Raw genomic sequence first — 25075 nt, forward strand, 5'->3', positions numbered from 1 at the left:
GAACGATTATGCGTCCGTTATTAGGCTTGTGGCCAGCTATGCGGGCGAAACTCGCGACGCTGAGAAAACGGTGTTTACCGGCGGGTCAGCGGTGTGATTCCGTCTCCCGCCGGAACAAAACGAGTGGTTGGTGCGGTATTTCGAGGAGTAGCCGCCGACTTACCCCGGCAGCGGACAGAGGCTCGCAGTCAGCACAGCGACCTCGTCGGTCTCGTTTCGCGCCCCGTGGGTCGCCCCGCGTTCGTTGAGAACGACGCCGGGCGCCGCAATCGTCGCTTCCTCGTCGTCCCGGACGACTGTGACCGTCCCAGCCAGGACGTGAAACACGTTGGTCGCGTCGGCGTGTTCGTGGGGCGCGAGTTCGGCGCCGGGACCGAGCGCGAACACCTTCACCAGCACGTCGTCGGTCACCGCCAGTTCGTCGTCGATGACCTCTCCCTCGGCGGGGTCGAGGTCGGGAAGTCGATCGAGCGTCATGCCCACATGTCCGGCCGACTCGGCCTTATCGGTTCGGGCGGCGGTCGCGACGACCTGCCGCCACACGTGGGTTTTAGCGGTTCCAGTCCCGAGCGGCCACATGGTCTCTGCACTCGGGGACGACGTCTGGTGGTACGACCTGCGCGGGGTGAACGCCTATCTCGTCGACGACGGCGGGACGCTCACCCTCGTCGACGCGGGCAATCCCTGGGACGGGCGCACTCTGATGCTCGGCATCGAGGACGCCGGCTACGCGCTGCAAGACCTCGATCGAATCCTCCTCACCCACTACGACTTCGATCACGTCGGGGCTCTCGGCCGTCTCCCCGGCCTGGACGCGACCGTCTACGTCGGCCAGGGTGACGCGCCGTTCGTGACTGGCGAGCGGACGCCCCCACTGCGCAACCACAAAGGACTCCTCCAGCGCGTGCTCGGCCCCGTTCTCAAAGCCCCGGAACTCCCCGTCGAGACAGTCGCCGACGGCGACGAGATCGGTTCGTTCACCGCCTACCACACGCCCGGGCACACCCCGGGACACGTCGTCTACGTCAGCGAGGCCCTCTCGGTGGCGTTTCTGGGCGATCTCGTCGTCGAGTCCAACGGAGCGCTGCAGACGTCGCCGTGGCTACTGAGTTACGACGCCGACGAGGTCGAGGAGAGTATCCGCGAGCTCGTCGGTCAAATGCCGCGAGTCGAGATCGTTGGCATGGGACACGGCGTCCCGTTCCGACACGGGGGAAGCGAGCGACTAGACGTGCTCGCGAAGGCGCTCTGAGACGGTCACTCGGCAGCCAGTTCCTCGGCGACGGCGTCGGCGCTGAACAGTTCGGGATCGAGGAGCATGTCGGCCTGGCCCTTGGCGAACTCCGGGAGCGAGTCAGTGGCGTAGACGACGACGTGCAGGTCGTCGTTTAAGTCCTTGGCGACGGGGATCGACGTCGCCAGTCCCGTGTCGGTGAGCACGAGCAGTTCCGCGTCGACGATTCCGGCCTCTTCGAGCGCGGGGCGGTTCGCTGTTCCCGCGGCTCGGGTAACGTCGATACCCGCTTCGTCCAGTGCCGCTCCCAGGTCGTGCTCGTCGGGACCGGCGATGACTGCGTTCATATATCACTCCCTGACGCCCCTGGGGTTTGGCTCTCACGGTCCGGGGCCGTCCTCGGCGCGTCGAAAACCACCCGCGCCGACGAAAAGAAACGGCGGAGCGCTTACTCGTACTCGATCGTCGCCGGCGGCTTGTGGGTCACGTCGTAGAGGACGCGCGCGACGTTGTCGTTCTCGCCGGTGATGCGCGACTGGATGCGCTGGAGCGTCTGCCAGTCGATCTCCTGGGCGCGAGCGGTCATGCCGTCGCGGGATTCGACCGAGCGAACCGCGACGACCCAGCCGTGGACGCGGTTGTCGCCCTTGACGCCCGTGGCCTTCCCGATGACTGCCGCGAGCGCCTGCCACGGCTCGTACTCTTCGAGTTCCTCCTCGACGACGTGGTTGGCCTCGCGCGCGACCTCGAGTTTCTCCTCGGTGACCTCGCCGATGATCCGGACTGCGAGACCGGGGCCGGGGAACGGCATGCGCTCGGAGATGATCTCCTCCAGATCGAGTTCGCGTGCGACCTCGCGGACCTCGTCCTTGTAGAGGTCTCGCATCGGTTCGACGATGCCCTCGAAGTCGATGACGTCGGGCAGGCCGCCGACGTTGTGGTGGGACTTGATGGTCCCCTCGCTCTCGATGCGGTCGGGATAGATGGTCCCCTGGACGAGGTAGTCCGCGTCGACCTCCTTGGCGACCGTCTCGAACTCGCGGATGAACTGCTCGCCGATGATGTGCCGCTTCTCTTCGGGGTCGGTCTCGCCTTCGAGCGCGTCGAGGAACCGGTCCTGAGCCTCGACGATGCGCAGCGAGTCCATGTAGTCGAACGTCTCGCGGATCTCGTCGGTCTCGCCCTTTCGCATCAGTCCCGTGTCGACGTAGACGGGCGTGAGTTGGTCGCCGATCGACTCGTACGCCAGTGCGGCCGCCGTCGAGGAGTCGACACCCCCGGACAGCGCGATGATAGCGTGTCCATCGCCGACTGCCGCTGCGATTTCGTCTTTCTTCTCTTCGATGAAGGAATCGACGTCGACCATCAGGCCTCCACCTCCTCTTCAGTGCGACCGCGCGCCTCGTCACCGTCGAGAATCGCCTCCAGCAGACCGACGAACGGCGGTGATGCCCGGCCGGGTCGCGAGCGGAACTCTGGGTGGAACTGCGTCCCCAGGAAGTACGGGTGGTCGGGGAGTTCGAGAATTTCCATGCGGTTATTGGTGTGACCGGAGAAGACTAAGCCTGCCTCTTCGAGGTCGTCGATGTATTCGGGGTTGACCTCGTAGCGGTGGCGGTGGCGCTCCGTACAGGAGGTGTCACCGTAGATCTCGTGGGCGACGGTCCCGGCGTCGATGTCCGTCTCGTGGGCACCGAGGCGCATCGTGCCGCCCATGTCTTCGAGGTCGTACTGCTCTGGCAGCAGGTCGATGATGGGATGGGACGTGTCGGGTTCGATCTCTGCGGAGTGTGCGTCTTCGAGTCCCAGGACGTTCCGGGCGAACTCGACGACGGCCATCTGGAAGCCGAGACAGAGGCCCAGGTACGGCACGTCGTTTTCACGCGCGTAGCGGACCGCTTCGATCTTTCCTTCGATGCCGCGGGAGCCGAAGCCGCCAGGGACGACGACGCCGTCGACGTCGTCGAGTTCGCCGTCGTAGCCGTCGGCGAGTTCCTCGGAGTGAACCCAGATCGGGTTCACGTCCACGCCGGCCTCCAGGCCGGCGTGTTTCAGCGACTCGTGGATCGAGATGTAGGCGTCTTCGAGTCCGTACTTCCCGACGAGTGCGATGTCGATCTCGCCCGTCGTCTCCCGGGTCACGAGTTCGCGCCAGCGGTTGTCCCGTTCGTCCGCGGGGAGCGCTTCGTCGGCCAGGTCGAGCCGTTCCATGACGTACTCGTCGAGGCCTTCCTCCTCGACCATCAGCGGGACGTGGTAGATGTCGTCGACGTCCGGGTTCGAGAAGACGGCGTCCGTCGGCACGTCGCAGAACAGCGCGATCTTCTCCTTGACGTCGGGGTGGAGTTTGTCTTCACACCGACCGACCAGGATGTCCGGTTGGAGCCCGATCGAGCGCAGTTCCTTCACGGAGTGCTGGGTCGGTTTGGTCTTCTGCTCGCCGTTTTTCGAGTAGGGGACGAGCGTGACGTGCGTGAAGAGGATGTCGTCCTCGTCCTGTTCGTGGGCGAACTGCCGGAGCGCTTCGAGGAACGGCATGCCCTCGATGTCTCCGATGGTGCCGCCGACCTCGACGATACAGACGTCGTGGCCCTCGGCCGCCTCTCGGATGCGGCGCTTGATGTCGTCGGTGATGTGCGGGATGATCTGGACGGTCTTCCCGAGGTAGTCACCGGCACGCTCTTTCTCGATGACGTGCTGGTAGACCTTCCCCGTGGTGACGTTGTGGTCGAAGGTCATGTCGATGTCGAGGAACCGCTCGTAGTTCCCCAGGTCGAGATCGACCTCGCCACCGTCTTTCAATACGTAGACTTCCCCGTGCTGGTAGGGGTTCATCGTCCCTGCGTCCACGTTGAGATACGGATCGATCTTGACGGCGGTCACGTCGAACCCGGCGTTAGACAGCAGCCGTCCCGTACTCGCGGCTGTGATGCCTTTCCCAAGCCCTGACATGACCCCGCCGGTTACAAAAATGAACTTCCGGCCCTTCGAGGGGTCGTAGTTCCGCTCTGGTTCCGTCGGCATACCGACGGTGCGCGCGCGCCAGTCAAAACGATTTCGGAGCAGTCCCCCCGTGGCACTCGCTGGCAGCCGCCTCACCCCCGTTCGCGAGTGCACGAGAGTTTCTGACAACGCGCCAACAAACTAGCCAGGTTTAAGTACGAAACCGCGGGAACACCAGTTCACACGGGTATGAAATCGGTTCTGGTGGGGATTATAGTCTTGGTTGCACCGCTTACGGGGGTATCTGCCGCGGACGTCGACAGCGAGTTGCCGCTCGCGGACGCGGGGCTGGACCAGCAGACGCCGGTGGGTGCCACGGTGCAGTTGGACGCCACCGGGTCGCGCGACCCCGACGGGACGATCGCCGCGTACAACTGGACGATCGAGACGCCGAACGGCTCGACGGTCACGCCAGCGTGCCGCTCCTGCGGTCGGACCTCGTTCCGGCCGTACCGCATCGGCCAGTACAACGTGACCGTCACGGTCACCGACGACGAGGGCCACACCCACGCAGACACGTTACATCTCACCGCCGAGCCGGGACGTGGTCCGACGGTCGACGTATCTGGACCTGAAAACCCAATTGTCGGCGCCAACACGACCTATACAGCGGACAGCACAGCCGGCAACGTGCCGTTGGACCGCATCGAGTGGCAGCGAAACGGGAGTACGGCCGTCAACCAGAGCCTCAGCGGCGAGCAACAGACCGTCGATCACGGCTTCTCGTTTAGCGAGCAGGGAGAGACCAACGTGACCGCGATCGTCGTCGACGTGGCCGGTCAGCAAGCGAACGCCTCGATGACAGTTGATCCCCGGACCGCGAGTCGTGGTGGGAATGGTGGCGGAAATGCGCCACAGGGATATTACCAACCAAATTTGGACGGTGGAACGTACTTAGAATCGGAGGGATCGAGCACGGCCGTGAGCCCATTCACTGGCGAGAGCGTGGGAACAGTGGTATGTTGCTCGTCCGGTGGCCCAGGCGATAGTTTCGGTTCTCATGTCGATGACGGATCAGATAATTCGGGTACTGATGGCGGCCACAGTAACGGCGGATACAATAGTGGAGACAACAGTAATACAGGCATCAGCCTCTTTTGATATGTTTACTACCAGATAGAATTATTTGCCAATTTGATCAGCTTCATAGGCAATTTCTTTCCGAATGATATCAAATATCTCTGATGATGGGTCTTTAGACGAGATTCTTTCAACATCGGTATCATTGTACATATGCCAAGTTCGAATATCATAGGTTCTCGGGCTGGAGCGATATCTTTCTTCTAAAAACACATCTGTTACTCTGGAATATTTATCACGGGTGAGCTCGCTCCCGATACTATCTATTACTTTATACATCTCAATAGCACGTGTTTGATTTAATTGTGGTGAGGTTGAAGTAGAGTAGTCGACGAAGAGGACCGAACCATATATTTCCGCTCGGAGAAGGGAGACATTTTGCGGTAGTTTTTGGTTTCTTATATCTTCGAATGGCTCCACATTTCGAGCAGAACTAATATCTTCATATGAGTCCGCTGTTGCAGTTATTGCTTTTATGATAGTCGAATCATCCCAATCCCTAGAAGTGTAATAGAGTGACCATGCTTCGTCAATGACTAAAAGACCACTTGGCCGCTCAGAGCTATGGTTTTCATATTCGACTGCTTTTATTTCATCAAATGAAATATTGTCAGGAGACATTATTGATTGGTTTGAAACATGATTGTAGACAATAGATATGACTCTAATTTCATTTAACCCTTTACTGGTGTTATAGTATTCCACGCGAAGCCGCGTATCGTTCGCTGTTCCGGAGCCGTATTCCTCGATCTCGATCGATTTGATCTCGACCATCCCCGAGTGGAGCGTGTTGTTGTCGGGCAGTGGGGTGTCGAGCGAGGCCATCCGAGTCGAGTTCGAGCGGAGAATCCGACTCAGCATCGCCACGTATTTCGGCTGATCGTCACTCGAATTGTTGCTCGGGGGACGCTGCGGCTCCGACTCGTTCTCGTCCGGCGTGGGTGTCGGCGTTGCCGTCGTATTGGGAACTAGCGTCGTCGGCGTCGCCGTGGTCGGCGTCGCCGTCCCAGTCGAATTGTTCGCGGGCGTCTGCTCACCGGTGAGCACGTACAACCCAGCGCCACCGGCCGCAGCGGCCAGAAACACGGCCAGAACGGCGAGTACAGTTCGATTCATCGACCCTTCCCCCGTGACCGGTTGCGGTCCGCCATCGTGTTCGAGAGAGTGAACGTCGTCATCACGCTGGGATACATCTTTTCTCCCACATATTGTTTCGGAAACGAAGAGCGTGAAGCGAAGGATCGCTCCCAGCGACTCCACAGACGGCGGACCGGTCCGACGTTACTCCACGGTGTCCCAGCGCACGTCGTTGTACTCACGTTGTTGGCCGCTGGCGAACGTCTCTTCGAGTTGTTGCTGGAGTGCCTGTTTCTCCTGGCGACTGATCCGCGCGAGTTCGTCGGCCTTTTCGACCGCCAGCGGTGGGCCGGTCCGAGCGGCGACGTCCGTGAGAATCTGCATCGTCAGGTCCTCGCGGAGGTCCTCGTCGCGGGTGAACGCGTAGGGGGCTTCGACGCGATAGATCAACTCCTCGCGGGGGTCGTAGATGACGAAGAAGGTGACTTCGTAGGCGTCGGGGTCCAGTTCCTTGTCGAGGTCCAGATCGAGGTCGCCAGCGGTCGAGAGCGCGCGGTTGGCCCCGCAGCGGGAGACGAACCAGTTGGTGAACGTCAGCGCGTCCGTCTTCGTCTCGCCGTCGTCGTCGGTCCGGCGGAGCAGTTGCTCGAAGAAGGCCGCGTCGTTCACCCAGGGCGCGTTGTGCTTGCGGCGGACCGCGCGGGTGATCGCCTTCGAGGCCGTGCTCTTGACGAAGCCGACGAGGGGAATCTCGCGGGCGACGAACGTCTCGACGAGGTCGACGTAGTTCTGGACGACGTCCTTGGGACGCTCGTCCTCGACGAGGACTTCCGCCAGTGTAGGGTCCTGGTTCGTCCACTTCAGGAGGCCGGTGGGGTAGATGGGGCCGTCGAGGATCAGCAGGTCGTCGACCACCTCGGCCTGGAGTTCGGCGTGGTGACTCTCGGCGAGGTAGAGCGCGAGCGCGTGGACGACGGTCTGCTCGAAGCGGTCGACGCGGGGCGCTTGCATGATGCGGCCGCGGCTGAACCCGCGGTCGAACATCGTCCAGTCGTCTTCGCCGACGGCGACCGTGGCGTCGTTTGAGTGGACGGTACTCACGACCGAGCGCGCGCGATGGAGTTCCAGCTCGGAGGGGACCGAAGCCATCGCGGCCTGGGCCACGTCGATGACGAGCCCGTTCTTGAACGTCGTGGGATTGATCGTGCCCGAGTCGAGGCCGTGCTGGGTGGGAAAGCGGGGTTCCATGAGCGCGGCGTCCTCGACGTCGACGAGACGGCGGCGCTGCTCGCCGAGCGGTTCGAGGACGGGCGTTCCGTCCTCGTAGAGGGGGTCGAGGAACTCTTCCCAGACGGTGTTGGCGAAGTCCCGGTGATCGCTGGCGTCGACGCCGCTCTCGATGCGGCCAGCGAGTTGGGCGATGCCGTCGAAGTGCACCGGGTCGAGGGTCATATCCTGCCATCGAAGGGGGTCATCAAAAACTTCCGGGAGGCAGGGCGACGGCGACGCTATCGGGTGCGGACGCTATCGAAAGAAAACGGGCGAATCAGTCGTCGCGGCCGGTCTTCTCGTTTAAGACTTCCGTGATGGCTTTCTGATAGGAGTTGAAGTCCCGGATGGTCGCGCCGTCGGTCGTCATGAACACGCCGTCGCGGTCGCTGGTCACGCGGAGGAGGAAGCCGTTCTCGAACACGCGGATGGTGTACTTGTACTCGCCGAGTTCGGTGCCGCGGTAGGCGTCGGTCGTGTTCTTGAAGCCGCGCCACTCGTGGCCGATGAAGCTATCGAGGTCGGCGTCCCGTTCGAGGTCCTCACGGAGGTACAGTTGCTCGAAGTTCGAGCGCGTGAAGTACGTGAGCGAGCGCAGGCTGTCACCGGCCGCCGTCCGTGCGGTGGTAACGAGTTTGTCCGCGAAGTCCTCGTCCACGATTGAGGTCACCATGGCTTCACACTGGCTTCCCCTATATATAACACCGGTGGTCTCCGGCACCTGCTGCCGGGGCCGACGACGGCTGCAGGGAGTCCGACGGCTCTTTAGGCCCCTGTGTCGTCCCCTGGGATATGCAGGTGGGCCTGATCATCCTCGACGGCTGGGGACTCAATCCCGACGCGGACGCTCGCGACGCCGTCCGCGCCGCGGAGACGCCGAACTTCGACCGCTACCGCGAACAGGGCGCGTTCGGGACGCTCGAAACCCACGGCCGCCGCGTGGGTCTCCCCGAAGGCCAGATGGGCAACAGCGAGGTCGGCCACCTCAACATCGGTGCCGGCCGCGTCGTCAAGCAGGAAGCGACCCGCATCAGCGACGACATCGCCGAGGGCACCCTCGCGGAGAACGACGCCATCGTCTCCGCGTTCGGGCACGCCCAAGCCAACGACGGGCGCGTCCACTTCATGGGACTGGTCAGCGACGGCGGCGTCCACTCATACCAGGCGCACCTCCACGCGCTCATCGAGATCGCCGCCGACCAGGGCGTCGACGCCGTCACCCACGCGTTCACGGACGGACGCGACACCTCGCCCACGGGCGGCGAGTCCTACCTCGCGGACCTCCAGGCCCACGCCGACGAGCAGGGGACGGGCCACGTCGCGACCGTCACCGGCCGCTACTACGCGATGGACCGCGACCAGAACTGGGAGCGCACGAAGCGCGCCTACGACGGCATCGTGAACCGTGAGGCCGACCACACGGCAGCGACGGCGGTCGGCGCGACAACCGAGTCCTACGAACGGGGCGACACCGACGAGTTCGTCGAGCCGACGCTGATCGAGGGCGGTCCCGCCCTCCAGGACGGCGACGCCGTCGTCTTCTTCAACTTCCGCTCGGACCGGGCGCGCCAGTTGACCCGGATGCTGGCCGACATCCGCCCCGAGTGGGAGTTCGAGACGAACCCACCGGAGACGCGAGTGGTCACGATGACCGAATACGACAGCACGTTCGAGGTCCCGGTCGCCTACCCGCCGAACCAACCCGCGGACGTCCTCGGCGAGGTGCTCGCGGACACCGACCACACGCAGCTCCGGATCGCCGAGACCGAGAAGTACGCCCACGTCACCTACTTCCTCAACGGCGGCCGAGAGGTGGAGTTCCCCGGCGAGATCAGGGAGATCGTCGAGAGTCCCGACGTGCCGACCTACGACCTGCAACCGGAGATGAGCGCGCCCGAGGTCGCCGACACGGCCAAGGACGTCATTCAAACCGACGACCCGGACGCGATGGTCCTCAACTTCGCGAACCCGGACATGGTCGGGCACACCGGCGACCTGGACGCGGCGACCGCGGCCGTCGAAGCCGTCGACGACCAACTCGGTCGACTCGTCGACGCACTCGAAGCCGCCGGCGCACACACCATCATCACCGCCGACCACGGCAACGCCGACGACATGGGGACCGAGGAGAACCCCCACACTGCCCACACGCTCAACCCAGTCCCGTTCGTCTATCTCGACCGCGACGGGACCAGTGGCGGGCGAACTGTCAGAGACGGCGGAACGCTGGCGGACGTCGCGCCGACGATCCTCGCACTGATGGACATCGATCAGCCGGCTGCGATGACTGGCGAGTCCTTACTCGAGTAGTTCGAGACCCATCAGGAGAGACGCGCCGAGTCCGGGCTTCGCTGGCCGATCACTCGACCGGGCGCCACGTCGTTTCGACGGCCGTCACCGAACAGCCGTCCGGCAGGAGTAACGCACGCTGAGCGGCTGGCAAGGCGTTCTTTCGTCAGACAGCGCGTTGCTAACTAAGCGCTCTGAGCTCCTATCCGCGGGGATGAAGTCGACAGGAGAGCCAGAGACCGAGCAGATCGAACACCTCCCGGAAGGTGACGAACAGACGCTCCGTGCCTCGCTTGCGGGGACTCTCGTCACACCGGAGGACGAGGCGTACGACGAGGCGCGGCAGGTGTGGAACGGGATGATCGACAAGTTTCCCGCCGCCATCGCGCGCTGTACCGGGACGGCCGACGTGGTCGCAGCCGTCGAGTTCGCCCGCGACCACGACCTCCTGCCTGCGGTCCGGGGCGGCGGCCACAACGTCTCGGGCAACGCGACCTGTAACGGCGGGCTCGTCATCGACCTCTCGGAGATGGACGGCGTGCACGTCGATCGCCGCGAGCAGACGGTTCGCGCCGAGGGTGGCGCGACGCTCGGCGACGTCGATCGCGAAACCCAGCTGCACGGGCTCGCGACGCCGCTCGGCGTGGTCTCACAGACCGGAATCGGGGGGCTGACCCTGAGCGGTGGCATGGGGCACCTGCGACGCGAGTACGGCCTGGCCAGTGACAACCTCCGGTCCGCAGAGGTCGTGACCGCCGACGGCGAAGTGCGGACGGCCAGCGAGGAGGCCGACAGCGACCTCCTCTGGGCGCTGAAAGGGGGCGGCGGGAACTTCGGCGTCGTCACCTCGCTGGAGTACGACCTCCATCCCATCAGTCCCGACGTGTTCGCACTGTTCGTCTGGTACCACGGCGACGACGGGCGCGACGCGCTCCACGGCTTCCGCGAGTGGGCCGCCGACGCACCCAGGGAAGCCAGCGTCCTGCCGTTCACCGCCCACGTGCCCGACATTGAGGAGTTCCCAGAAGCTGCCTGGGGTGAGCCAGCCGTCGTCTTCCTCGGCTGTTACGACGGGAGCGAGGACGAGGCGACGGAGACGTTCGAGCCGCTCCGGAGCCTCGCCGAGCCGATCGCCGACCTGAGCGGGGCGATGGACTACACCGAGTTACAGACGATGCTCGACGAAGACTACCCCGACGGGCTGCGCTACTACTGGAAGTCGGTCTTCCTCACTGACCTCACCGACGCGGTCATCGACCAGATGATCGACCACGGACTGGCGAGTCCGTCGAAGCTCTCGACGGTCGACGTCTGGCATCTCGGTGGCGCGATCGCCGATCCGGACCAGGACGAGACGGCGTTCTGGCACCGCGACAAGCCCTACCTGCTCAATTACGAGGCCAACTGGGAGGACCCGGCCGACGACGACGAGAACGTCGCCTGGGTTCGCGAGGGAATCGAGACGGCACGAGACCTGGCAGTCGCCGGCGGTCAGTACGGCAACTTCCCGGGGTTCAACGAAGACCCCGCCCAGATCCTCTTCGGCGACAACTACGCCAGGCTATCCGCACTCAAAGCACTGTACGACCCCGACAACCTGTTCCGACGCAATCAGAACATCACGCCAAACCAGTAACGCTGCGTGAAAATACCGTCAGGTAGCGCGAGACTACCGCGGGCGCTCCGTCGGTCTCGAACTCTGCACGAACGCGTACAGCAGGACTGCGACGAGCAGCACTTGCACGACTTTGTCGGCGACGCCGATCGTGAACTCGTCCATCCCGCCCAGCACCCACAGCGGGACCTGCACAGCGGTGAATCCGGCCCCCAGGAGAGAGAGGAGGCGCCGTCGCTTCTCGGTGAACAGCAGCAGGGCGATGCCGAGGAAAAAGCCGATTCCCGCGAGCAGGAACGGCACTGCCTCCCCGGGTTCGCCCCACTCCTCGAGGGCGAGCAAGAGATGAATTCCACCCGAAATCGCTGCGAGGAGGACAGCCCCACCCAACAGTCCCGGATTGGACGTGAGCGTGATCGGTCGCTCCAACATCTGATGTGACATACAGGTTCGAGTTGCCCGCCACCGTAATTGACGGTTGCTTCCCAATTGTCGAATTATCGTACGTTCGTCGGCTTATCTCCGGAGAATGGTAAAATAGTTCGGTAGTCACGGAAGAATACGTATAGCCAGGATATGGTCTGCCGAAGTGTCACGCCGGCCGCCGTCCCGTTCCGACGGGGGCGGGCCGGTCGGCGTGTTCGGGCACGTCGAGGGTGGCAATGCCGGCACCGATCGCCAGGATCGCCACGGGAAGTGCGATCGGCGGCTGGGCGAACAGCCCCTGAACGAGGACGAGCGCCGCGAGTATCGTCCCGATCGCCAGGAGCGCCACGCCCGTCACCGTCTCTTTGATTGTCGTCATCGTCGTCACCTCAGGTGTAACTACGTCGCCAGCCAACATGAAGGAGGGGCTACATTCCCGGGTCGTGGGAACGGCAACCGAAACCAGGCTACAGACGGGACGGAACGTCAGCCAGTCCGGAACGAGTAGTCCAGCGCGTCAGCCGAGTGCGTCAGCGACCCCATGGAAATCACGTCCACGCCCGTGCCCGCGTAGTCGGGGACGTCGGCGATGGTGATCCCACCCGAGGCTTCGGCGAGCACCGACGAATCGGCGTCTCGGAGCAGTTCGACCGCCGCCTCGGTCTCGGCCGGCGTCATGTTGTCCAGGAGGACGACGTCCGCGCCAGCCTCGACGGCTCGCGGTGCGTCCGCGGGCTGTTCGACCTCGACTTCGACCTTCGTCGCAAAGGAGGCCCGTTCTCGAAAGTGGGCGATGGCCGCCTCCATGCCCATCTCGGCGACGTGGTTGTCCTTGACCATCACCATGTGCGAGAGGTCGAGCCGGTGGGTGTCGCCGCCGCCCGCGACGACGGCTCGCTTCTCGATCCCCCGAAGGCCGGGCGTCGTCTTGCGAGTGCCTGCGATCGACACGTCGTCGCTCACACCATGTGCGGCGTCGACGGCCCGTCGCGTCCGCGTTGCGATGCCGGAAGCGTGACCCGCGACGTTGACCGCCACCCGCTCGCCGCGCAGGACGTCCTGTGCAGGACCGTCTGCCGTGAGTAGGGTGTCGCCGGCCCGGATTCGGTCACCGGATTCGACCTGCTGCTGGGCGGTGACGCCCAGATACTCGAACACGGCGACAGCGGCGTCGAGACCGGCGGCGACGCCGTCGTCCTTGGCGACGAGCCGGCCAGTCGTCTCACCGGGGACGAGGTTCGTCACGTCGTGGTGGCCCAGGTCTTCCCGCAGCCAGTCTTCGATCTTCGAGTCGGGAATCATCAGTCGTCGGCGTGTGGTTCGGCCGTCTCCTGATCCGGTTCGACCAGGTGGTGACAGCCGACGGATTCGTCGTTCTCGGCGGCCTGCCGCGCGATCAGCAGCGAGGTGACCGCAGCCGAGCGGAGTTCGTACAGCGACCGCGAGGTCCGCGTCCGGGTGTAGGCGTCGACCTCACCCTTGAGTCGACGCAGGACGGCCATCGCGCGGGTGAGGTCCTCGGGTTCGCGTTCGAGGCCGATGTACTCGTCCATCACGCGACGGAGGCGGTGGAACTTCTCGCGGGCGAACTGCTCTGGCAGTTCCGGGTCGCGCTGGAGCAGGTCCGGCGCTTCGATCGTCTCGACGGGGGTGCCGGCGGCGTCCTCGCCAGCGCGGAGTCCCCAGACGAGTCCTTCGAGAAGCGACGTGGAGGCGAGGCGGTTGGCACCGTGGACGCCCGTCCGGGCACACTCGCCGACCGCGTAGAGGCGATCCAGCGACGACTGCCCGCGGTCGTCCACCTCGATGCCACCACAGAGGAAGTGTTCGGCGGGTGCGACGGGGATGCCGTCTTCCCAGTCGACGCCGTGGTCCTCACACTTGGCTGCGAGGTCCGGGAACTCACCCTCGAAGTCGAGCGGAGAGACGTCCAGCACCACCTCGCCCGTCTCGTCGCGTTCGGTCTTGACTGCGCGCGCGACCACGTCGCGGGGCGCGAGTTCGGCGTCCTCGTGGTAGTCGGGCATGAACCGCTCGCCATCCCCGTTCTGGAGGACGGCCCCCTCGCCGCGAACAGCCTCGCTGACGAGGAAGGGGCTGTCGCGCTCCGCGGTTCCACCGCTCCGCTTCGAGGTGCTTCGCACCTCGCTATCGACGCAGACGGTCGGGTGGAACTGGATGTACTCCATGTCCGTCACGTCCGCCCCGGCCAGCGCGGCCATGGCGATCCCGTCGCCCGTAGCGCCGTCGGGATTGGTCGAGCGCGGGTAGAGGTCGCCGATGCCACCGGTGGCCAGGATCGTCGCGCCGGCGTAGTACGGCTCGAACTCGCCCTCGGATTCGAGGACGGCGCCGTAGACGCGCCCCTCGTGGCGGACGAGTTCGAGCGCGGCGGTGTCGTCTCTGATCTCGACGTTGTCCTGCTCGTCGAGGTAGTTCAGGAACGGGACGTGGACGTGCTTGCCCGTCGAGGCGTCGACGTGCAGGATTCGGTTCTCCGAGTGTGCGGCCTCGCGGCCGAAGTCGAACTCCGCGTCGCCGTCTGCTTCATCGAAGTCGACGTCCAGCGTCTCCAGCAGGACGTCACGGACTGCCTCGTTCGCGTGTTCGACCAGCACGTCGACGGCCTCGGGATCGGCCGTGTCGCTGGAGGCCTCGACGATGTCGGCCTTGAACTGCTCGGGGTCGTCCCGCGCGATGGCGATGCCGCCCTGTGCCCACCACGAGGAGGCACCCTCCGGGCGTTTCGCCTTCGTCGCGACGGTCACGTCGGCACCCTCGCGAGCGGCGGAGAGTGCTGCCGCGAGCCCCGCGATGCCGGACCCGACGACGAGGACGTCAGTAGTCTTCTCGCTCATGGGTTAGATCTCCAGCATCCGGTCGAGTGCGACCTGTGCGAGTTCTTTCTCCTCGGGCGCGACCCGGATGACGTTCCGTTCGCGGCCCTCGACGAGCTCTTCGAGGACCCACGCCAGGTAGTTGGGATCGATCTGGCGCATCGCGTTGCAGTCCATGCAGGCGTCACCGCACAGCGGCATGACGTCGACCTCGGGATGCCAGCGGCTGAGGTGGTTCGTCAGGTGAATCTCGGTCCCGATCGCCCACTGCTCGCCGGGGTCGGCGTCGGCGACGGTCTCGGTGATCGTCGACGTCGAGCCGACGACGTCTGCGGCTTCGACGACCTCGCGGCGACACTCGGGGTGAACGACGACGTTCACGTCGGGGTGTTCTTCGCGGACGTCCTCGATATGGCTCTCGCGGAACCGTTCGTGGACCTGGCAGTAGCCGTCCCAGAGGATGATGTCGTTCTCGGCGGCAGCGGCGGCGTCCTTGCTTTCTGGATCCCACGGGTCCCACTCGACGATCTCGTCTTCCATGCCGAGCCTGTGGGCCGTGTTCTCTCCCAGGTGCTTGTCGGGGAGGAACAGGACCTTGTCGCCCTTGTCGAAGGCGTACTCGAAGGCCTTGTGGGCGTTCGAGGAAGTACAGACCAGGCCGCCCTGTTCCGCACAGAAGGCCTTGAGGTCCGCGTAGGAGTTCATGTAGGTGATCGGGATGATGTCGTCGTCCGTCTCGGCCGTGATCTCGGCCCAGGCGGCGTCGACCTGCAGCGCTTCGGCCATCCCGGCCATCGGACAGGACGCCTCCATGCTCGGGAGGATCACCTTCTGGTCGTCGTCGGTGATGATGTCCGCCGATTCGGCCATGAACGTGACGCCGCCGAAGACGACGTACTCGGCGTCGGCGTTGGCAGCCTCCTTCGAGAGCTGGTAGGAGTCGCCGATGAAGTCGGCGTGCTCGACGATCTCGCGGCGCTGATAGTTGTGGCCGAGGATGACCACGTCGTCGCCGAGTTCGTCCAGCGCGGCCTCGATGCGTTCTGTGCGTTCGTCCTCGTCCAAGTCCCGGTACGCCGGTGGGAGCTGTTCTAAGTTGTCGTACTTGAAGAGACTGAGGTCAGTCTCGAATTGGGCTGTTTCCATTTCCGGCACGGTCGGCCACCTTGTTGAGTATTGGAATGAACGAACGCACATATTGAAAAGATTTTGCCTTCAATATTCGGCTATGGTGGCTGATCTGGCAGATGTTGCCGCAGTAATCGAGATTTAATCACCCATGGAGAGTCGAAAGTGGATTCCTGTCTTCGATGGCGTCAGCGCCCGTCGTAGACGATCTCGCCGTCGATGACGGTCATCGCCACGTTGATTTCGCCGATCTCCGCGTCGGTCACCGCCCACGGGGAGCGCTCCAGGACGGTGAAGTCAGCCCGTTGTCCGACGTCGACGGTACCCAGGCGATCCTCGTCGAATCCCGCGTATGCTCCGCCGCGAGTGTACGCCCGCACGGCCTCGGTTACCGAGAGTTGCTGGCCAGTACCGGGCGCAGTGACGGCCTGCTGGATCCCGAACAGCGGATCGAGGGGCATGCAGTCGCTGCCGAACGCCAGGTCCGCGCCCGCGTCTAGGAGGTCGCGAAAGCGGTTCGTGGCCTGCCGGCGGTCTCGTCCGAGTCGTCTGTCGTAAAGCCCGTCGTCGCGCGCCCACTTCAGGAAGTTCGGTTGGGCGGACACGACCAGGTCCGACGCACCGAGCCGTTCGACGAGGGGGTCCGTGAGCACCTCCGCGTGTTCGATGCGATGCCGAGCCGTCCCATCGGTCTCGACGAACCCGTCCAGCGTGGCCCCGATGGCCTCGTCGCCGATGGCGTGGACGGCCGCCTGCAACCCGGCGTCGTCGACGCGGTCGGCAAACGCCCGGAGAGCGTCGGGGTCCCGGAGCCACTGGCCGGCCGCGTCCCCCTCGCCAGCGTCGCTCTCCTCGGCATCGGCGTACGGAGCCGAGAGTTTCGCCGTGCGACTCCCGATGGACCCGTCGCAGTAGGTTTTGATCGCGCCCACGCGCAATCGGTCGCTCCCGTGATTGGGTGCCAGTCCGGTCGCCTCGACGGCGTCGAGGTAGTCGTCCCAGTAGTTCAGTCGAACGCGGAGCGTGAGGTCGCCAGCACGGGCGAGGTCGTGGTAGGCCCGCGGAATCGGCCGTCGGCGGACCATGTCGTGGACGGTCGTCACGCCGACCTCGTGGGCTCGCGCCTGGGCCGCCCGGAGCAGGTCCCGGGCCGCCGACCGCGTCAGCCCCACCGCCTCCCAGACGGCGTCGGTCCCTGCCTCGGTCACGACGCCCGTCGGCCCCCCGTTTCGAGTGTGGACGTTCTCGTCGCGGACCGCCTCCCGGACCCGTTCGAAGGCGACGGAGTTGAGGGAAACCAGGTGGAGGTCCTCGCGGAACGCCGCGACCGGTCGCTCGTCACTCACGGCGTCGAGGTCCCGACTGGTGAGGTACCGGCGGTCGTCCCAGGCACTCTCGTCGTAGCCGAAGCCTAAGATCCACTCCTCGCGGGCGTCGCCGACCGCGCGAAGCCGATCGACACACTCGGCTGGCGTCGCGGCCGGCGAGAGGTCGGCGTCCACCAGGTAGTGACCGACGAGCGCGAGGTGGGTGTGAGCGTCCACGAATCCCGGCAGGAGGACGCGATCCTCGAGATCGACCACGTCGGTGTCGACGCCCTCCAGAAAGGCAGTCTCGTAGGCGCTGCCGACGCGAACGATCGCGCCGTCGCGGACGGCGACGGCCTCCGCGCGCGATGGGGAGTCGGTCAGCGTGTGAACCCGGCCGTTCGTGAAGACGCGATCGGCTGCCCCGGTCATGTCCACGACAGCGGTCGGCAGCGACCTAACCGTTGGGGGGTAAACGGCGTTTACCGAACGCGGCCGCGATCGACGACGGCGGGACTGTCAGCTGCCGTACCCACCACAGTCTATTTTTGGATCGTAGCCGTACACTACCAGTCGATGGACGTGCTTCGCTCGCCGCCGTCGTGCACCGTCCAGCGCAGGGAACCAGGGTCGGACCACGGACCGATGAGTGCCGGCTCTCGCCATCCCGCTGAGGTGAACCCGTGACGGAGGAACCGACGGCTGATCGGCGTGACGTGCTGCGGTCCCTGGGTGGCGTCCCCACCGGCGCCGCGCTCGTCGACGCACTCGGCAATGACCCGTCGGGCCGGTCACTGCCCACGGAGTCGCTGTCGGGGGAACCGGAGCCGGTCGAACCCGACCCTGACGCCGACCGGGTGTTCCCGCAAGGCGTCGCATCCGGCGATCCGATGAGCGACGGCGTCGTCCTCTGGACCCGCATCGCCCCGGACGCCTACAGTAGCGGTGGTCAGCTGACCCTGCAGATGACCGCCGCCAGTGGTTTCCACGCGTTCGGGCCGCTGTGGTCGATCGAGACGGACAGTCTCCCGGACAGGGATTACACCGTCAAGGTCGATCTCGCCGGCCACCTCGAACCGGATCGGGAGTACCACTACCAGTTCGTCTACGACGACGTGTACGGGCCGATCGGCCGCTGTCGCACGCTCCCGCGGGCCGGATCGTCGCCCGAGAGCGTCCGGTTCGGCGTCGTCACCTGCCAGAACTACCGGAAGGGCTACTACGGCGCCTTCAACCACCTCGCCGCCGAAGACCTTGACTACCTGCTCCACCTGGGCGATTTCATCTACGAGTGGGCGGGCGACTCGACGCACGACGGACGGTCGATCACGCTCCCGAGCGGGCACGGGCTCGCGTGGAACCTGGCCGACTTCAGACACCTCTATCGGACCTACCGCTCCGATCGGTTCCTCCAGCAGGCGCTCGCGCGCTACGCGATGATCGCCACCTGGGACGATCACGAAATCGTGAACAACCGCTACTGGGACTACGAGGCGGGGCGACCGAAGGCGGGAAAGGGCGCACATCCGCGAAACGACGACGCCGCGTTCATGCGCCAGTTGTTCGCCGACGGCATCCAGGCGTGGTGGGAGTACATGCCGGTCCGCGTCCAGTACGACCCCGACGCGGCGCACTTACACGACCGCCTGCGTCTCTGGCGGTCGTTTCGCTTCGGCGACCTGCTCGACCTGGTCGTGACCGACGAGCGACTGTTCCGCTCCCAGTCCGACGAGGACCCACGGGTCGATGTCTCCGACGCCGCCCTGTCAGCACCGGGGAGCGTCGACCTCGACCACACCATGCTGGGCGCCGCCCAGCGCGAGTGGTTCGCCGACGCCGTCACCGACGACGCGACGACCTGGACGGCCTGGGCCAACGAGGTGTTGAACATGCACCTCGACACCGAGTACAACGGGAAAAAGCAGTTCGACAACGGCGACGCCTGGGACGGCTACGAGACCGAGCGCCGGCTCATCATGCGCTATCTCGACCGCCAGGACGTCGACAACTTCGTCGCGCTGACGGGCGACCTCCACACTGCCCTGGCGGGCTACATGCGCACGGACTACGACGAGGCGCCCGACCCCGACGCCCGCGTCGGCGTCGAGTTGATGACGCCGGCGCTCACGAGCATGAATCTCGCAGAGGCCGGCGACATCTCGGACAACCCGTTCGCCCAGGATCTCGCCCGGAGTGCCATCCTCCGGAACAACCCGCACCTGCAGTTTTTCGATAGCTTCCATCACGGCTACGCGGTCGTCGAGTTCACGCCCGACGCCTGCGAGTACACCGCCTACGCCGTGGACAAGACCGTCGACTCCACCAGCGCCAGCAAGCACAAACTCGCAGCCTTCAGCGTCCCCGAAGGAGAAGTCCGGCTGAATCGCAGCTAGCCGACCGCGGTTGTGCCACCGAGTCGCACGAACCGCAAGCCCTCAAGCCGACAGCGCCGCTCCGTACTGGTACGGCGACGGAGCGACGTGCCACACCCGTCGTCGTCTTGCACGCTCCGGTCACAGCAAAGCCGTACCGCCACGCCAACCCGCAGTTCTCACTCGACGCATCCGGTGTGGGTTCGTCCCACACCACCAGTTTCGACGAATCGGCAATTGTTAGGAGGGCTGGGTGTGACACCACGTCCAATGACAGACCCGAGTGCCCTCGCCGACCGCGTCCGCGACGGTGAGCTCCGGCTCCACGAACTGGAGGCCCACGCAGACCACGAGACGGCAGCCGCCGCCCGGCGGGAACTGCTCGAAGCCGAGACCGGCGCCGACCTCTCGACGGTCGGCGAGTACGCCTTCGACGCCGAGGCCGCCGAACCGAACATCGAGAACATGATCGGCGGCGCGCAGGTCCCGATGGGCGTCGTCGGCCCCGTCCCCGTCGACGGCGAAGCCGCCGACGAGGAACACTACCTCCCGCTCGCCACGTCGGAGGGCGCGCTGCTCGCCAGCGTCAACCGCGGCTGCTCGGCCATCCGAGAAGCGGGCGGCGCGACCGCTCGCGTCCTGAAAAACGGGATGACCCGCGCCCCGGTGTTCAGCGTCGCCGACGTGGGCGAGGCAGCGACGGTCGCCGCCTGGACCCGCGAGAACGTCGACCGCCTGGCCGAGGCCGCAGAGTCAACCACGAGCCACGGCGAGCTCACCGACGTGACGCCGTACGTCGTCGGCGACTCCGTCTTCCTCCGGTTCGTCTACGACACGAAAGACGCCATGGGGATGAACATGGCCACCATCGCCACCCAGGAGGCCTGCGACCTCGTCGAGGACGAGACGCCGGCCTCGCTCGTCGCGCTCTCGGGCAACCTCTGTACCGACAAGAAGCCAGCAGCCATCAACGCCGTCGAAGGGCGCGGTCGCACGGTCGCAGCCGACGTGCTCATCCCGCACGACCAGGTCGAGGCGAAACTCAAAACGACCGCGGACGCCATCGCCGAGGCCAACACCCGAAAGAACCTGGTGGGGTCGGCCAAAGCGGGCAGTCTGGGATTCAACGCCCACGCGGCCAACGTCGTCGCCGCGGCGTTCCTCGCGCTGGGGCAGGACATCGCCCAGGTCGTCGAAGGCTCCAACGCCATCACGACGGTCGAAGCCCGCGAGGAGGGGCTGTACGCCAGCGTCACGATCGCGAGCCTCGAAGTGGGAACGGTCGGCGGCGGGACGAAGCTCCCGACGCAGGCCGAAGCCCTGGACGTCGTCGGGGTCCGCGGGGGCGGCGACCCCTCCGGCAGCAACGCCGACGCGCTCGCGGAGGTCATCGCCACGGGCGCACTCGCGGGCGAACTCTCCCTGCTCGGGGCACTGGCGTCGAGTCACCTCTCCTCGGCCCACGAAGAACTCGGACGATAGCGGGCCTGGATTCACCCGACGTCGTCGAGCGGTTCCGCGGTCGGCACCAGTACCTCCTGCGCCTGTTCGTCGGAGACGATTCCCACGAGCAGCAGCGCCATCCCGATGACGAACAGGACGACGAGCCCCGGGATGAACAGGTCGCCGAGTTCCGCACCGAGCAGTCGGTCGGCGAACAGCAGTCCCCACCCAGCCGCCAGGAACGCGAACCCGAACGTGTACCGACGGTAGCCGAGTTGCGAGAAGCCGACCGCGCCGATCACGAACGCCAGGAAAAAGAACAGCTGCCCGACGCGGTGGAATCGGAGGCCGAGCACCGTCGGCCGGGACAGGGACACGTCCGTCAGGACCGCCAGCGTCCCCAGCACCAGCAGCCCCCACAGTCCGTAGATCGATACGCTCACGGTCGATCCCGTCTGCTCGTCCATGACTACTGGTCCACAGTTTCACCGATAAATGTCGCAGTCTGGCCAGTGAAATTTTCTATCGGACAATCATGTCGCTGCGATTCGGCTGAACGCGTCAGCGAACCAGAGAGTGAAGCGACTGCCACGGGCCGACCGCGGAACGACAGCCGATCAGAGCAGCCGATACGTGCCGTCGCTCCGAGTCACCTCGCCGCGGCGGGCGAGTTTGTCGAGGGCGTCTCGGACGTAGTCGGCGGGGACGCCGCGGTCGGTGGCGTATCCGACCACGTCGTCCTCGGTCGGCTGGTCGAGGTCCCGCAGCGCACGCACGACGAGATCTTTCCGGCTCTGCCCGCCGCCGCTCCCCTGTTCGACGCGCTTCCCGGCGGCGGCGACCTCGTCGGCGTCGATCCCCGAGCCTTCGAGGTACTCTTCGTCGTCGACGCCGACCTCGTCGACGTACGTGTCCATCTCGGCGAACGAATCCAGTTCGGCGAAGGCGTCCTCGTGGCCCTGTCGCTTGGCGAGCATCGCCGCGCGGACCTCGCGGGCGTGGTCCGGGTCCTCGGTGGTGACGAACTGCTTGCGTTTGGCGTACTGGCGAGTCGTCCCGCACTGGGGACACTCGCTGCGCTCGGGCCGTCCCTCGACGACCCAGAGCGCGCTGCATTCGCTGCACCCGACCACGGCGTACATGGCAGGGGCTGGGAGGTGACGCCCATTGAATCCTCCGACGAGAGGTCGGGGGGTCGCAGCTCCCGCGGAAGGCTTAGGTGGTCGCCGTTCGATGTGGCGCTCCATGGATACACAGACGCTGTCCGCGGGGAACACGGTCGAAGTGGTCGAGGGCGTCCACCTCACGCAGCTCGTGGCGGGCGACCGAATGAGCATCCAGCACTTCCACGTCGAACCCGGCGCGACGGTCCCCGAACACAGCCACGAACACGAACAACTGGGCTACGTGTACGACGGCACGCTCGTCTTCGAGGTCGCAGGGGAGGAGTTCGTCATCGGGGCGAACGAGTCGTACGCCATTCCGAGCGAGGAGCCACATGCGGCCGTCAACCGGGGCGACGACCCGGTTCGCGGGCTCGACGTGTTCGCGCCGGCGCGGCCCGACCCCGACTGGGCACAGTAACGGCTGGTGGTCGGTGGGACCGCGGCAAAAAATCGGGGCGTGATCCGGTCGGTTTAGGCGAGGTCGCGGATGTTGTCGGCAACGCGCTCGGCGTACTCGCTGCAGGCGAGCTTGGTGCCGTTCTGGATCTGGCGCTCGATGTCGTAGGTGACGTGCTTGGACTTGATCGTCTCCTCGACGGCGTCGACGACGAGTTGGCCGGCGTCCTTCCAGCCCATGTACTCGAGCATGAGCTTCCCGGAGAGGATCATCGCGGTCGGGTTCACCTTGTCCTGGCCCGCGTACTTGGGTGCGGAGCCGTGGACGGGTTCGGCCAGACAGCGGCCGTCACCGAAGTTCGCACCGGGTGCGATGCCCAGACCACCGATCTGGGCGCCACAGGCGTCGGAGAGGTAGTCGCCGTTCAGGTTCGGCAGGGCGAGCACGTCGTAGTTCTCCGTGCGCGTGAGGATCTGCTGGAGCATGTTGTCGGCGATGCGGTCGTTGACGACGACCGCGTCCTCGGGCTGTTCGCCGTCGCGCTCCTCCCAGAGCGTGTCCTCGGTGATGACTTCCTCGCCGTACTCCTCTTCGGCGACCTCGTAGCCCCAGTCGCGGAACGCGCCCTCGGTGAACTTCATGATGTTCCCCTTGTGGACGAGCGTCACCGAGTCGCGGCCGTTCTCGAGCGCGTAGTCGATCGCTTTCCGGACGAGGCGCTTGGTCCCGAACTCGGTGATCGGCTTGATGCCGATGCCGACCGGACCGTCGTGGATGGTGCTGTCGAAGCCCATCTCGTCTTCGACGAAGTCACGGACTTTCTCGGCGCCCTCGGTGCCGGCTTCCCACTCGATGCCGGCGTAGACGTCTTCGGTGTTCTCCCGGAACGTGACCATGTCCATCTGGTCCGGGCGCTTGACCGGAGACGGGACGCCCTCGATGTGATACGTCGGGCGCACGTTGGTGTACAGGTCGAGCTTCTTCCGGAGCGCGACGTTCAGCGACCGGAAGCCTGCGCCGACGGGCGTCGTCAGCGGCCCCTTGATCGCGACGTTGAACTCCCGGATCGCCTCGGTGGTGTCGTTCGGGAGGTTCTCGTCGTACTTCTCGCGTGCACTCTCGCCCGCGTACACGCGCATCCAGTTGATCTCGCGTCCGGTCGCCTCCGCAGCGGCTTCCAGCACCTGCTGTGCTGCCGGTCCGACGTCCACACCGATGCCGTCACCGTAAATGATGGGGATGATCGGGTTCTCCGGCACGTCGAGTTCGTCGTTGTCCGGGTCTACGACCTCGATTTTCTGGCCGTCCGCGGGCACATCGACCTTCTCGTAGGACATATGGCCGAACTTCACACGTCGGGCTAAAAGGCCTACCGCTTCTAGGGAAACTCTCGACAACTTTCGGGAAGATTATTTGCAATGCGACCGACGACGCGGCGCATCCGACCAGTTTCCGCGTGGGCACCGACCCGTCGCTGCCGGCCGGAACCGCGCCGAACACAAGTCCTTTGCCGCCCTTCGCCGAACGAGCGTGTATGACAGACGTGGACCTCGACGCCGAGCAGTACGAGAAAAACCGGGAGGCCGGTGAGATCCTCGCGCAGGTACGCAACGAAGCCGTTGAGAAGGTCGAAGTCGGTGCCAGCCACCTGGAGGTGGCCGAGTGGGCCGAGGACCGCATCCGCGAACTCGGCGGCGAGCCGGCGTTCCCGGTCAACATCAGCATCGACGAGGAAGCCGCCCACGCCACGCCGAGCATCGACGACACCAGCACGTTCGGCGAGGACATGGTCAACCTGGACATCGGGGTCCACGTCGACGGCTGGCTGGCCGACACCGCCGTCACCGTCGACCTCTCCGGGAACCCCGAACTCGCAGAGGCCAGCGAGGAGGCGCTCGAGGCCGCCCTCGATACGGTCGCACCCGGCGTCGAAACCGGCGAGGTCGGCGCGGTCATCGAGGACGTCATCGAGGGCTACGGCTACAACCCCGTGGTGAATCTGACTGGCCACGGCCTCGGCCACTGGGAGCAGCACACGCCACCGAACATCCCGAACCGCGCGGTCGATCAGGGCATCGAGTTCGAGGTCGGTGACGTCGTCGCCATCGAGCCGTTCGCCACCGACGGCGCCGGGAAGGTCCGCGAGGGGAGCGACGAGGAAATCTTCGCCCTCGAAAACGACGGCTCGGTCCGCAACCGCCAGGCGCGCCAAGCGCTCAAGCAGATCACCGACGAGTTCCGGACGCTCCCGTTCGCGACCCGCTGGCTCGACACCTCGCGCGCGGAGATGGCCGTCCGCCGCCTGAAACAGCAGAACATCCTCCACGGCTACCCCGTTCTCAAAGAAGAGGACGGCTGTCTGGTGAGCCAGAAAGAACACACGATCATCGTCACCGAGGACGGCTGTGAAGTGACGACGGAGTTATAATGCG

Annotated in this window: 24 protein-coding genes; 8 read left to right on the forward strand and 16 right to left on the reverse strand. The window is 65.3% G+C overall.

What is annotated here, in order from left to right:
- Positions 1-159: 159 nt before the first annotated feature.
- Complete coding sequence (locus tag ACFR9U_RS01655) at positions 160-477, reverse strand: cupin domain-containing protein (protein WP_247377339.1); 318 nt, start codon at positions 475-477, stop codon at positions 160-162.
- Between the two features lie 100 nt (positions 478-577).
- On the opposite strand from ACFR9U_RS01655, the gene ACFR9U_RS01660 reads away from it, so the two are divergent.
- Positions 578-1252 carry an MBL fold metallo-hydrolase gene (locus ACFR9U_RS01660; protein ID WP_247377337.1) on the forward strand — a complete coding sequence of 225 codons (675 nt, stop codon included), beginning with the start codon at positions 578-580 and terminating at the stop codon, positions 1250-1252.
- Positions 1253-1257: 5 nt separating this feature from the next.
- On the opposite strand, the gene ACFR9U_RS01665 is transcribed toward ACFR9U_RS01660, so the two are convergent.
- From ACFR9U_RS01665 to ACFR9U_RS01675, 3 genes are all read right to left on the reverse strand, one after another.
- Positions 1258-1581: a DUF7126 family protein gene (locus ACFR9U_RS01665; RefSeq protein WP_247377335.1), complete on the reverse strand. Its 324-nt coding sequence runs from the start codon at positions 1579-1581 to the stop codon at positions 1258-1260.
- 101 nt (positions 1582-1682) lie between these two features.
- A complete protein-coding gene (guaA, locus tag ACFR9U_RS01670) occupies positions 1683-2600 on the reverse strand; it encodes a glutamine-hydrolyzing GMP synthase (protein WP_247377334.1) in 918 nt (305 codons plus the stop codon).
- A complete protein-coding gene (locus ACFR9U_RS01675) occupies positions 2600-4258 on the reverse strand; it encodes a CTP synthase (protein ID WP_247377331.1) in 1659 nt (552 codons plus the stop codon). Before ACFR9U_RS01675 ends, guaA begins: the two co-directional genes overlap by 1 nt.
- 198 nt (positions 4259-4456) lie before the next feature.
- Between ACFR9U_RS01675 and ACFR9U_RS01680 the strand changes: the two genes are divergently transcribed.
- Positions 4457-5338: a PKD domain-containing protein gene (locus ACFR9U_RS01680; protein ID WP_247377329.1), complete on the forward strand. Its 882-nt coding sequence runs from the start codon at positions 4457-4459 to the stop codon at positions 5336-5338.
- 21 nt (positions 5339-5359) lie between these two features.
- Here the strand turns inward: ACFR9U_RS01680 and ACFR9U_RS01685 are convergent, their stop codons facing one another.
- The 3 genes from ACFR9U_RS01685 to ACFR9U_RS01695 form a co-directional block, all read right to left on the reverse strand.
- Positions 5360-6577, reverse strand: coding sequence for a hypothetical protein (locus tag ACFR9U_RS01685; protein ID WP_247377327.1), 1218 nt, complete (start codon positions 6575-6577; stop codon positions 5360-5362).
- A 21-nt stretch (positions 6578-6598) separates the two neighbouring features.
- On the reverse strand, positions 6599-7846 hold the full coding sequence (locus tag ACFR9U_RS01690; protein WP_247377325.1) for a DNA double-strand break repair nuclease NurA: 1248 nt from the start codon (positions 7844-7846) through the stop codon (positions 6599-6601).
- Between the two features lie 94 nt (positions 7847-7940).
- A complete protein-coding gene (locus ACFR9U_RS01695; protein WP_247377323.1) occupies positions 7941-8336 on the reverse strand; it encodes a DUF7522 family protein in 396 nt (131 codons plus the stop codon).
- Between the two features lie 119 nt (positions 8337-8455).
- Here ACFR9U_RS01695 and gpmI point away from each other — a divergent pair, with 119 nt between their 5' ends.
- Positions 8456-9973: a 2,3-bisphosphoglycerate-independent phosphoglycerate mutase gene (gene gpmI, locus ACFR9U_RS01700; protein WP_247377321.1), complete on the forward strand. Its 1518-nt coding sequence runs from the start codon at positions 8456-8458 to the stop codon at positions 9971-9973.
- Positions 9974-10166: 193 nt separating this feature from the next.
- Positions 10167-11588: an FAD-binding oxidoreductase gene (locus ACFR9U_RS01705; RefSeq protein WP_247377320.1), complete on the forward strand. Its 1422-nt coding sequence runs from the start codon at positions 10167-10169 to the stop codon at positions 11586-11588.
- Between the two features lie 33 nt (positions 11589-11621).
- Here ACFR9U_RS01705 and ACFR9U_RS01710 read toward each other — a convergent pair whose 3' ends face one another.
- From ACFR9U_RS01710 to ACFR9U_RS01735, 6 genes are all read right to left on the reverse strand, one after another.
- Positions 11622-12011, reverse strand: coding sequence for a DUF7475 family protein (locus tag ACFR9U_RS01710; RefSeq protein ID WP_247377317.1), 390 nt, complete (start codon positions 12009-12011; stop codon positions 11622-11624).
- Between the two features lie 148 nt (positions 12012-12159).
- Complete coding sequence (locus ACFR9U_RS01715) at positions 12160-12372, reverse strand: hypothetical protein (RefSeq protein WP_247377316.1); 213 nt, start codon at positions 12370-12372, stop codon at positions 12160-12162.
- 107 nt (positions 12373-12479) lie between these two features.
- The gene (gene nadC / locus ACFR9U_RS01720) at positions 12480-13295 is read right to left on the reverse strand and encodes a carboxylating nicotinate-nucleotide diphosphorylase (protein ID WP_247377314.1); all 816 of its coding nucleotides are present in this window, start codon (positions 13293-13295) and stop codon (positions 12480-12482) included.
- Entirely contained in the window at positions 13295-14851 is a 1557-nt protein-coding gene (locus ACFR9U_RS01725) for an L-aspartate oxidase (protein ID WP_247377312.1), read from the reverse strand. The genes nadC and ACFR9U_RS01725 overlap by 1 nt, the downstream gene beginning before the upstream one ends.
- A gap of 3 nt (positions 14852-14854) precedes the next feature.
- Positions 14855-15976, reverse strand: a complete 1122-nt coding sequence (gene nadA / locus ACFR9U_RS01730; RefSeq protein ID WP_247377310.1) for a quinolinate synthase NadA — start codon at positions 15974-15976, stop codon at positions 14855-14857.
- Positions 15977-16146: 170 nt separating this feature from the next.
- Positions 16147-17697 carry an amidohydrolase gene (locus tag ACFR9U_RS01735; RefSeq protein WP_247377308.1) on the reverse strand — a complete coding sequence of 517 codons (1551 nt, stop codon included), beginning with the start codon at positions 17695-17697 and terminating at the stop codon, positions 16147-16149.
- 251 nt (positions 17698-17948) lie between these two features.
- Between ACFR9U_RS01735 and ACFR9U_RS01740 the strand changes: the two genes are divergently transcribed.
- Positions 17949-19658: an alkaline phosphatase D family protein gene (locus ACFR9U_RS01740; RefSeq protein ID WP_247377307.1), complete on the forward strand. Its 1710-nt coding sequence runs from the start codon at positions 17949-17951 to the stop codon at positions 19656-19658.
- A 249-nt stretch (positions 19659-19907) separates the two neighbouring features.
- Entirely contained in the window at positions 19908-21119 is a 1212-nt protein-coding gene (gene hmgA / locus ACFR9U_RS01745; RefSeq protein WP_247377305.1) for a hydroxymethylglutaryl-CoA reductase (NADPH), read from the forward strand.
- 11 nt (positions 21120-21130) lie between these two features.
- Here the strand turns inward: hmgA and ACFR9U_RS01750 are convergent, their stop codons facing one another.
- Both ACFR9U_RS01750 and ACFR9U_RS01755 read right to left on the reverse strand, forming a co-directional pair.
- Positions 21131-21547 carry a hypothetical protein gene (locus tag ACFR9U_RS01750; RefSeq protein WP_247377303.1) on the reverse strand — a complete coding sequence of 139 codons (417 nt, stop codon included), beginning with the start codon at positions 21545-21547 and terminating at the stop codon, positions 21131-21133.
- A 150-nt stretch (positions 21548-21697) separates the two neighbouring features.
- Complete coding sequence (locus ACFR9U_RS01755) at positions 21698-22222, reverse strand: DUF5817 domain-containing protein (protein ID WP_247377301.1); 525 nt, start codon at positions 22220-22222, stop codon at positions 21698-21700.
- Between the two features lie 103 nt (positions 22223-22325).
- Between ACFR9U_RS01755 and ACFR9U_RS01760 the strand changes: the two genes are divergently transcribed.
- Positions 22326-22664: a cupin domain-containing protein gene (locus ACFR9U_RS01760; RefSeq protein ID WP_247377300.1), complete on the forward strand. Its 339-nt coding sequence runs from the start codon at positions 22326-22328 to the stop codon at positions 22662-22664.
- Between the two features lie 53 nt (positions 22665-22717).
- Here the strand turns inward: ACFR9U_RS01760 and icd are convergent, their stop codons facing one another.
- Entirely contained in the window at positions 22718-23980 is a 1263-nt protein-coding gene (gene icd, locus ACFR9U_RS01765; protein ID WP_247377298.1) for an isocitrate dehydrogenase (NADP(+)), read from the reverse strand.
- Positions 23981-24177: 197 nt separating this feature from the next.
- On the opposite strand from icd, the gene map reads away from it, so the two are divergent.
- Positions 24178-25071 (forward strand): type II methionyl aminopeptidase, encoded by an 894-nt coding sequence (gene map / locus ACFR9U_RS01770; RefSeq protein ID WP_247377296.1) that lies wholly within the window; start codon positions 24178-24180, stop codon positions 25069-25071.
- The last annotated feature ends 4 nt before the right edge of the window (positions 25072-25075 follow it).

Origin of the sequence: Halorientalis brevis (assembly GCF_042678165.1) — an archaeon.
Lineage (GTDB): Archaea > Halobacteriota > Halobacteria > Halobacteriales > Haloarculaceae > Halorientalis > Halorientalis brevis.

Bases quoted from the DNA above. Each gene is read 5' to 3' on its own strand.
- ACFR9U_RS01655 (WP_247377339.1), bottom strand. From the start codon at position 477: ATGACGCTCGATCGACTTCCCGACCTCGACCCCGCCGAGGGAGAGGTC.
- ACFR9U_RS01660 (WP_247377337.1), top strand. From the start codon at position 578: ATGGTCTCTGCACTCGGGGACGACGTCTGGTGGTACGACCTGCGCGGG.
- ACFR9U_RS01665 (WP_247377335.1), bottom strand. From the start codon at position 1,581: ATGAACGCAGTCATCGCCGGTCCCGACGAGCACGACCTGGGAGCGGCA.
- guaA (WP_247377334.1), bottom strand. From the start codon at position 2,600: ATGGTCGACGTCGATTCCTTCATCGAAGAGAAGAAAGACGAAATCGCA.
- ACFR9U_RS01675 (WP_247377331.1), bottom strand. From the start codon at position 4,258: ATGCCGACGGAACCAGAGCGGAACTACGACCCCTCGAAGGGCCGGAAG.
- ACFR9U_RS01690 (WP_247377325.1), bottom strand. From the start codon at position 7,846: ATGACCCTCGACCCGGTGCACTTCGACGGCATCGCCCAACTCGCTGGC.
- ACFR9U_RS01695 (WP_247377323.1), bottom strand. From the start codon at position 8,336: ATGGTGACCTCAATCGTGGACGAGGACTTCGCGGACAAACTCGTTACC.
- gpmI (WP_247377321.1), top strand. From the start codon at position 8,456: ATGCAGGTGGGCCTGATCATCCTCGACGGCTGGGGACTCAATCCCGAC.
- ACFR9U_RS01705 (WP_247377320.1), top strand. From the start codon at position 10,167: ATGAAGTCGACAGGAGAGCCAGAGACCGAGCAGATCGAACACCTCCCG.
- ACFR9U_RS01710 (WP_247377317.1), bottom strand. From the start codon at position 12,011: ATGTCACATCAGATGTTGGAGCGACCGATCACGCTCACGTCCAATCCG.
- ACFR9U_RS01715 (WP_247377316.1), bottom strand. From the start codon at position 12,372: ATGACGACAATCAAAGAGACGGTGACGGGCGTGGCGCTCCTGGCGATC.
- nadC (WP_247377314.1), bottom strand. From the start codon at position 13,295: ATGATTCCCGACTCGAAGATCGAAGACTGGCTGCGGGAAGACCTGGGC.
- ACFR9U_RS01725 (WP_247377312.1), bottom strand. From the start codon at position 14,851: ATGAGCGAGAAGACTACTGACGTCCTCGTCGTCGGGTCCGGCATCGCG.
- nadA (WP_247377310.1), bottom strand. From the start codon at position 15,976: ATGGAAACAGCCCAATTCGAGACTGACCTCAGTCTCTTCAAGTACGAC.
- ACFR9U_RS01735 (WP_247377308.1), bottom strand. From the start codon at position 17,697: ATGACCGGGGCAGCCGATCGCGTCTTCACGAACGGCCGGGTTCACACG.
- hmgA (WP_247377305.1), top strand. From the start codon at position 19,908: ATGACAGACCCGAGTGCCCTCGCCGACCGCGTCCGCGACGGTGAGCTC.
- ACFR9U_RS01750 (WP_247377303.1), bottom strand. From the start codon at position 21,547: ATGGACGAGCAGACGGGATCGACCGTGAGCGTATCGATCTACGGACTG.
- ACFR9U_RS01755 (WP_247377301.1), bottom strand. From the start codon at position 22,222: ATGTACGCCGTGGTCGGGTGCAGCGAATGCAGCGCGCTCTGGGTCGTC.
- ACFR9U_RS01760 (WP_247377300.1), top strand. From the start codon at position 22,326: ATGGATACACAGACGCTGTCCGCGGGGAACACGGTCGAAGTGGTCGAG.
- icd (WP_247377298.1), bottom strand. From the start codon at position 23,980: ATGTCCTACGAGAAGGTCGATGTGCCCGCGGACGGCCAGAAAATCGAG.
- map (WP_247377296.1), top strand. From the start codon at position 24,178: ATGACAGACGTGGACCTCGACGCCGAGCAGTACGAGAAAAACCGGGAG.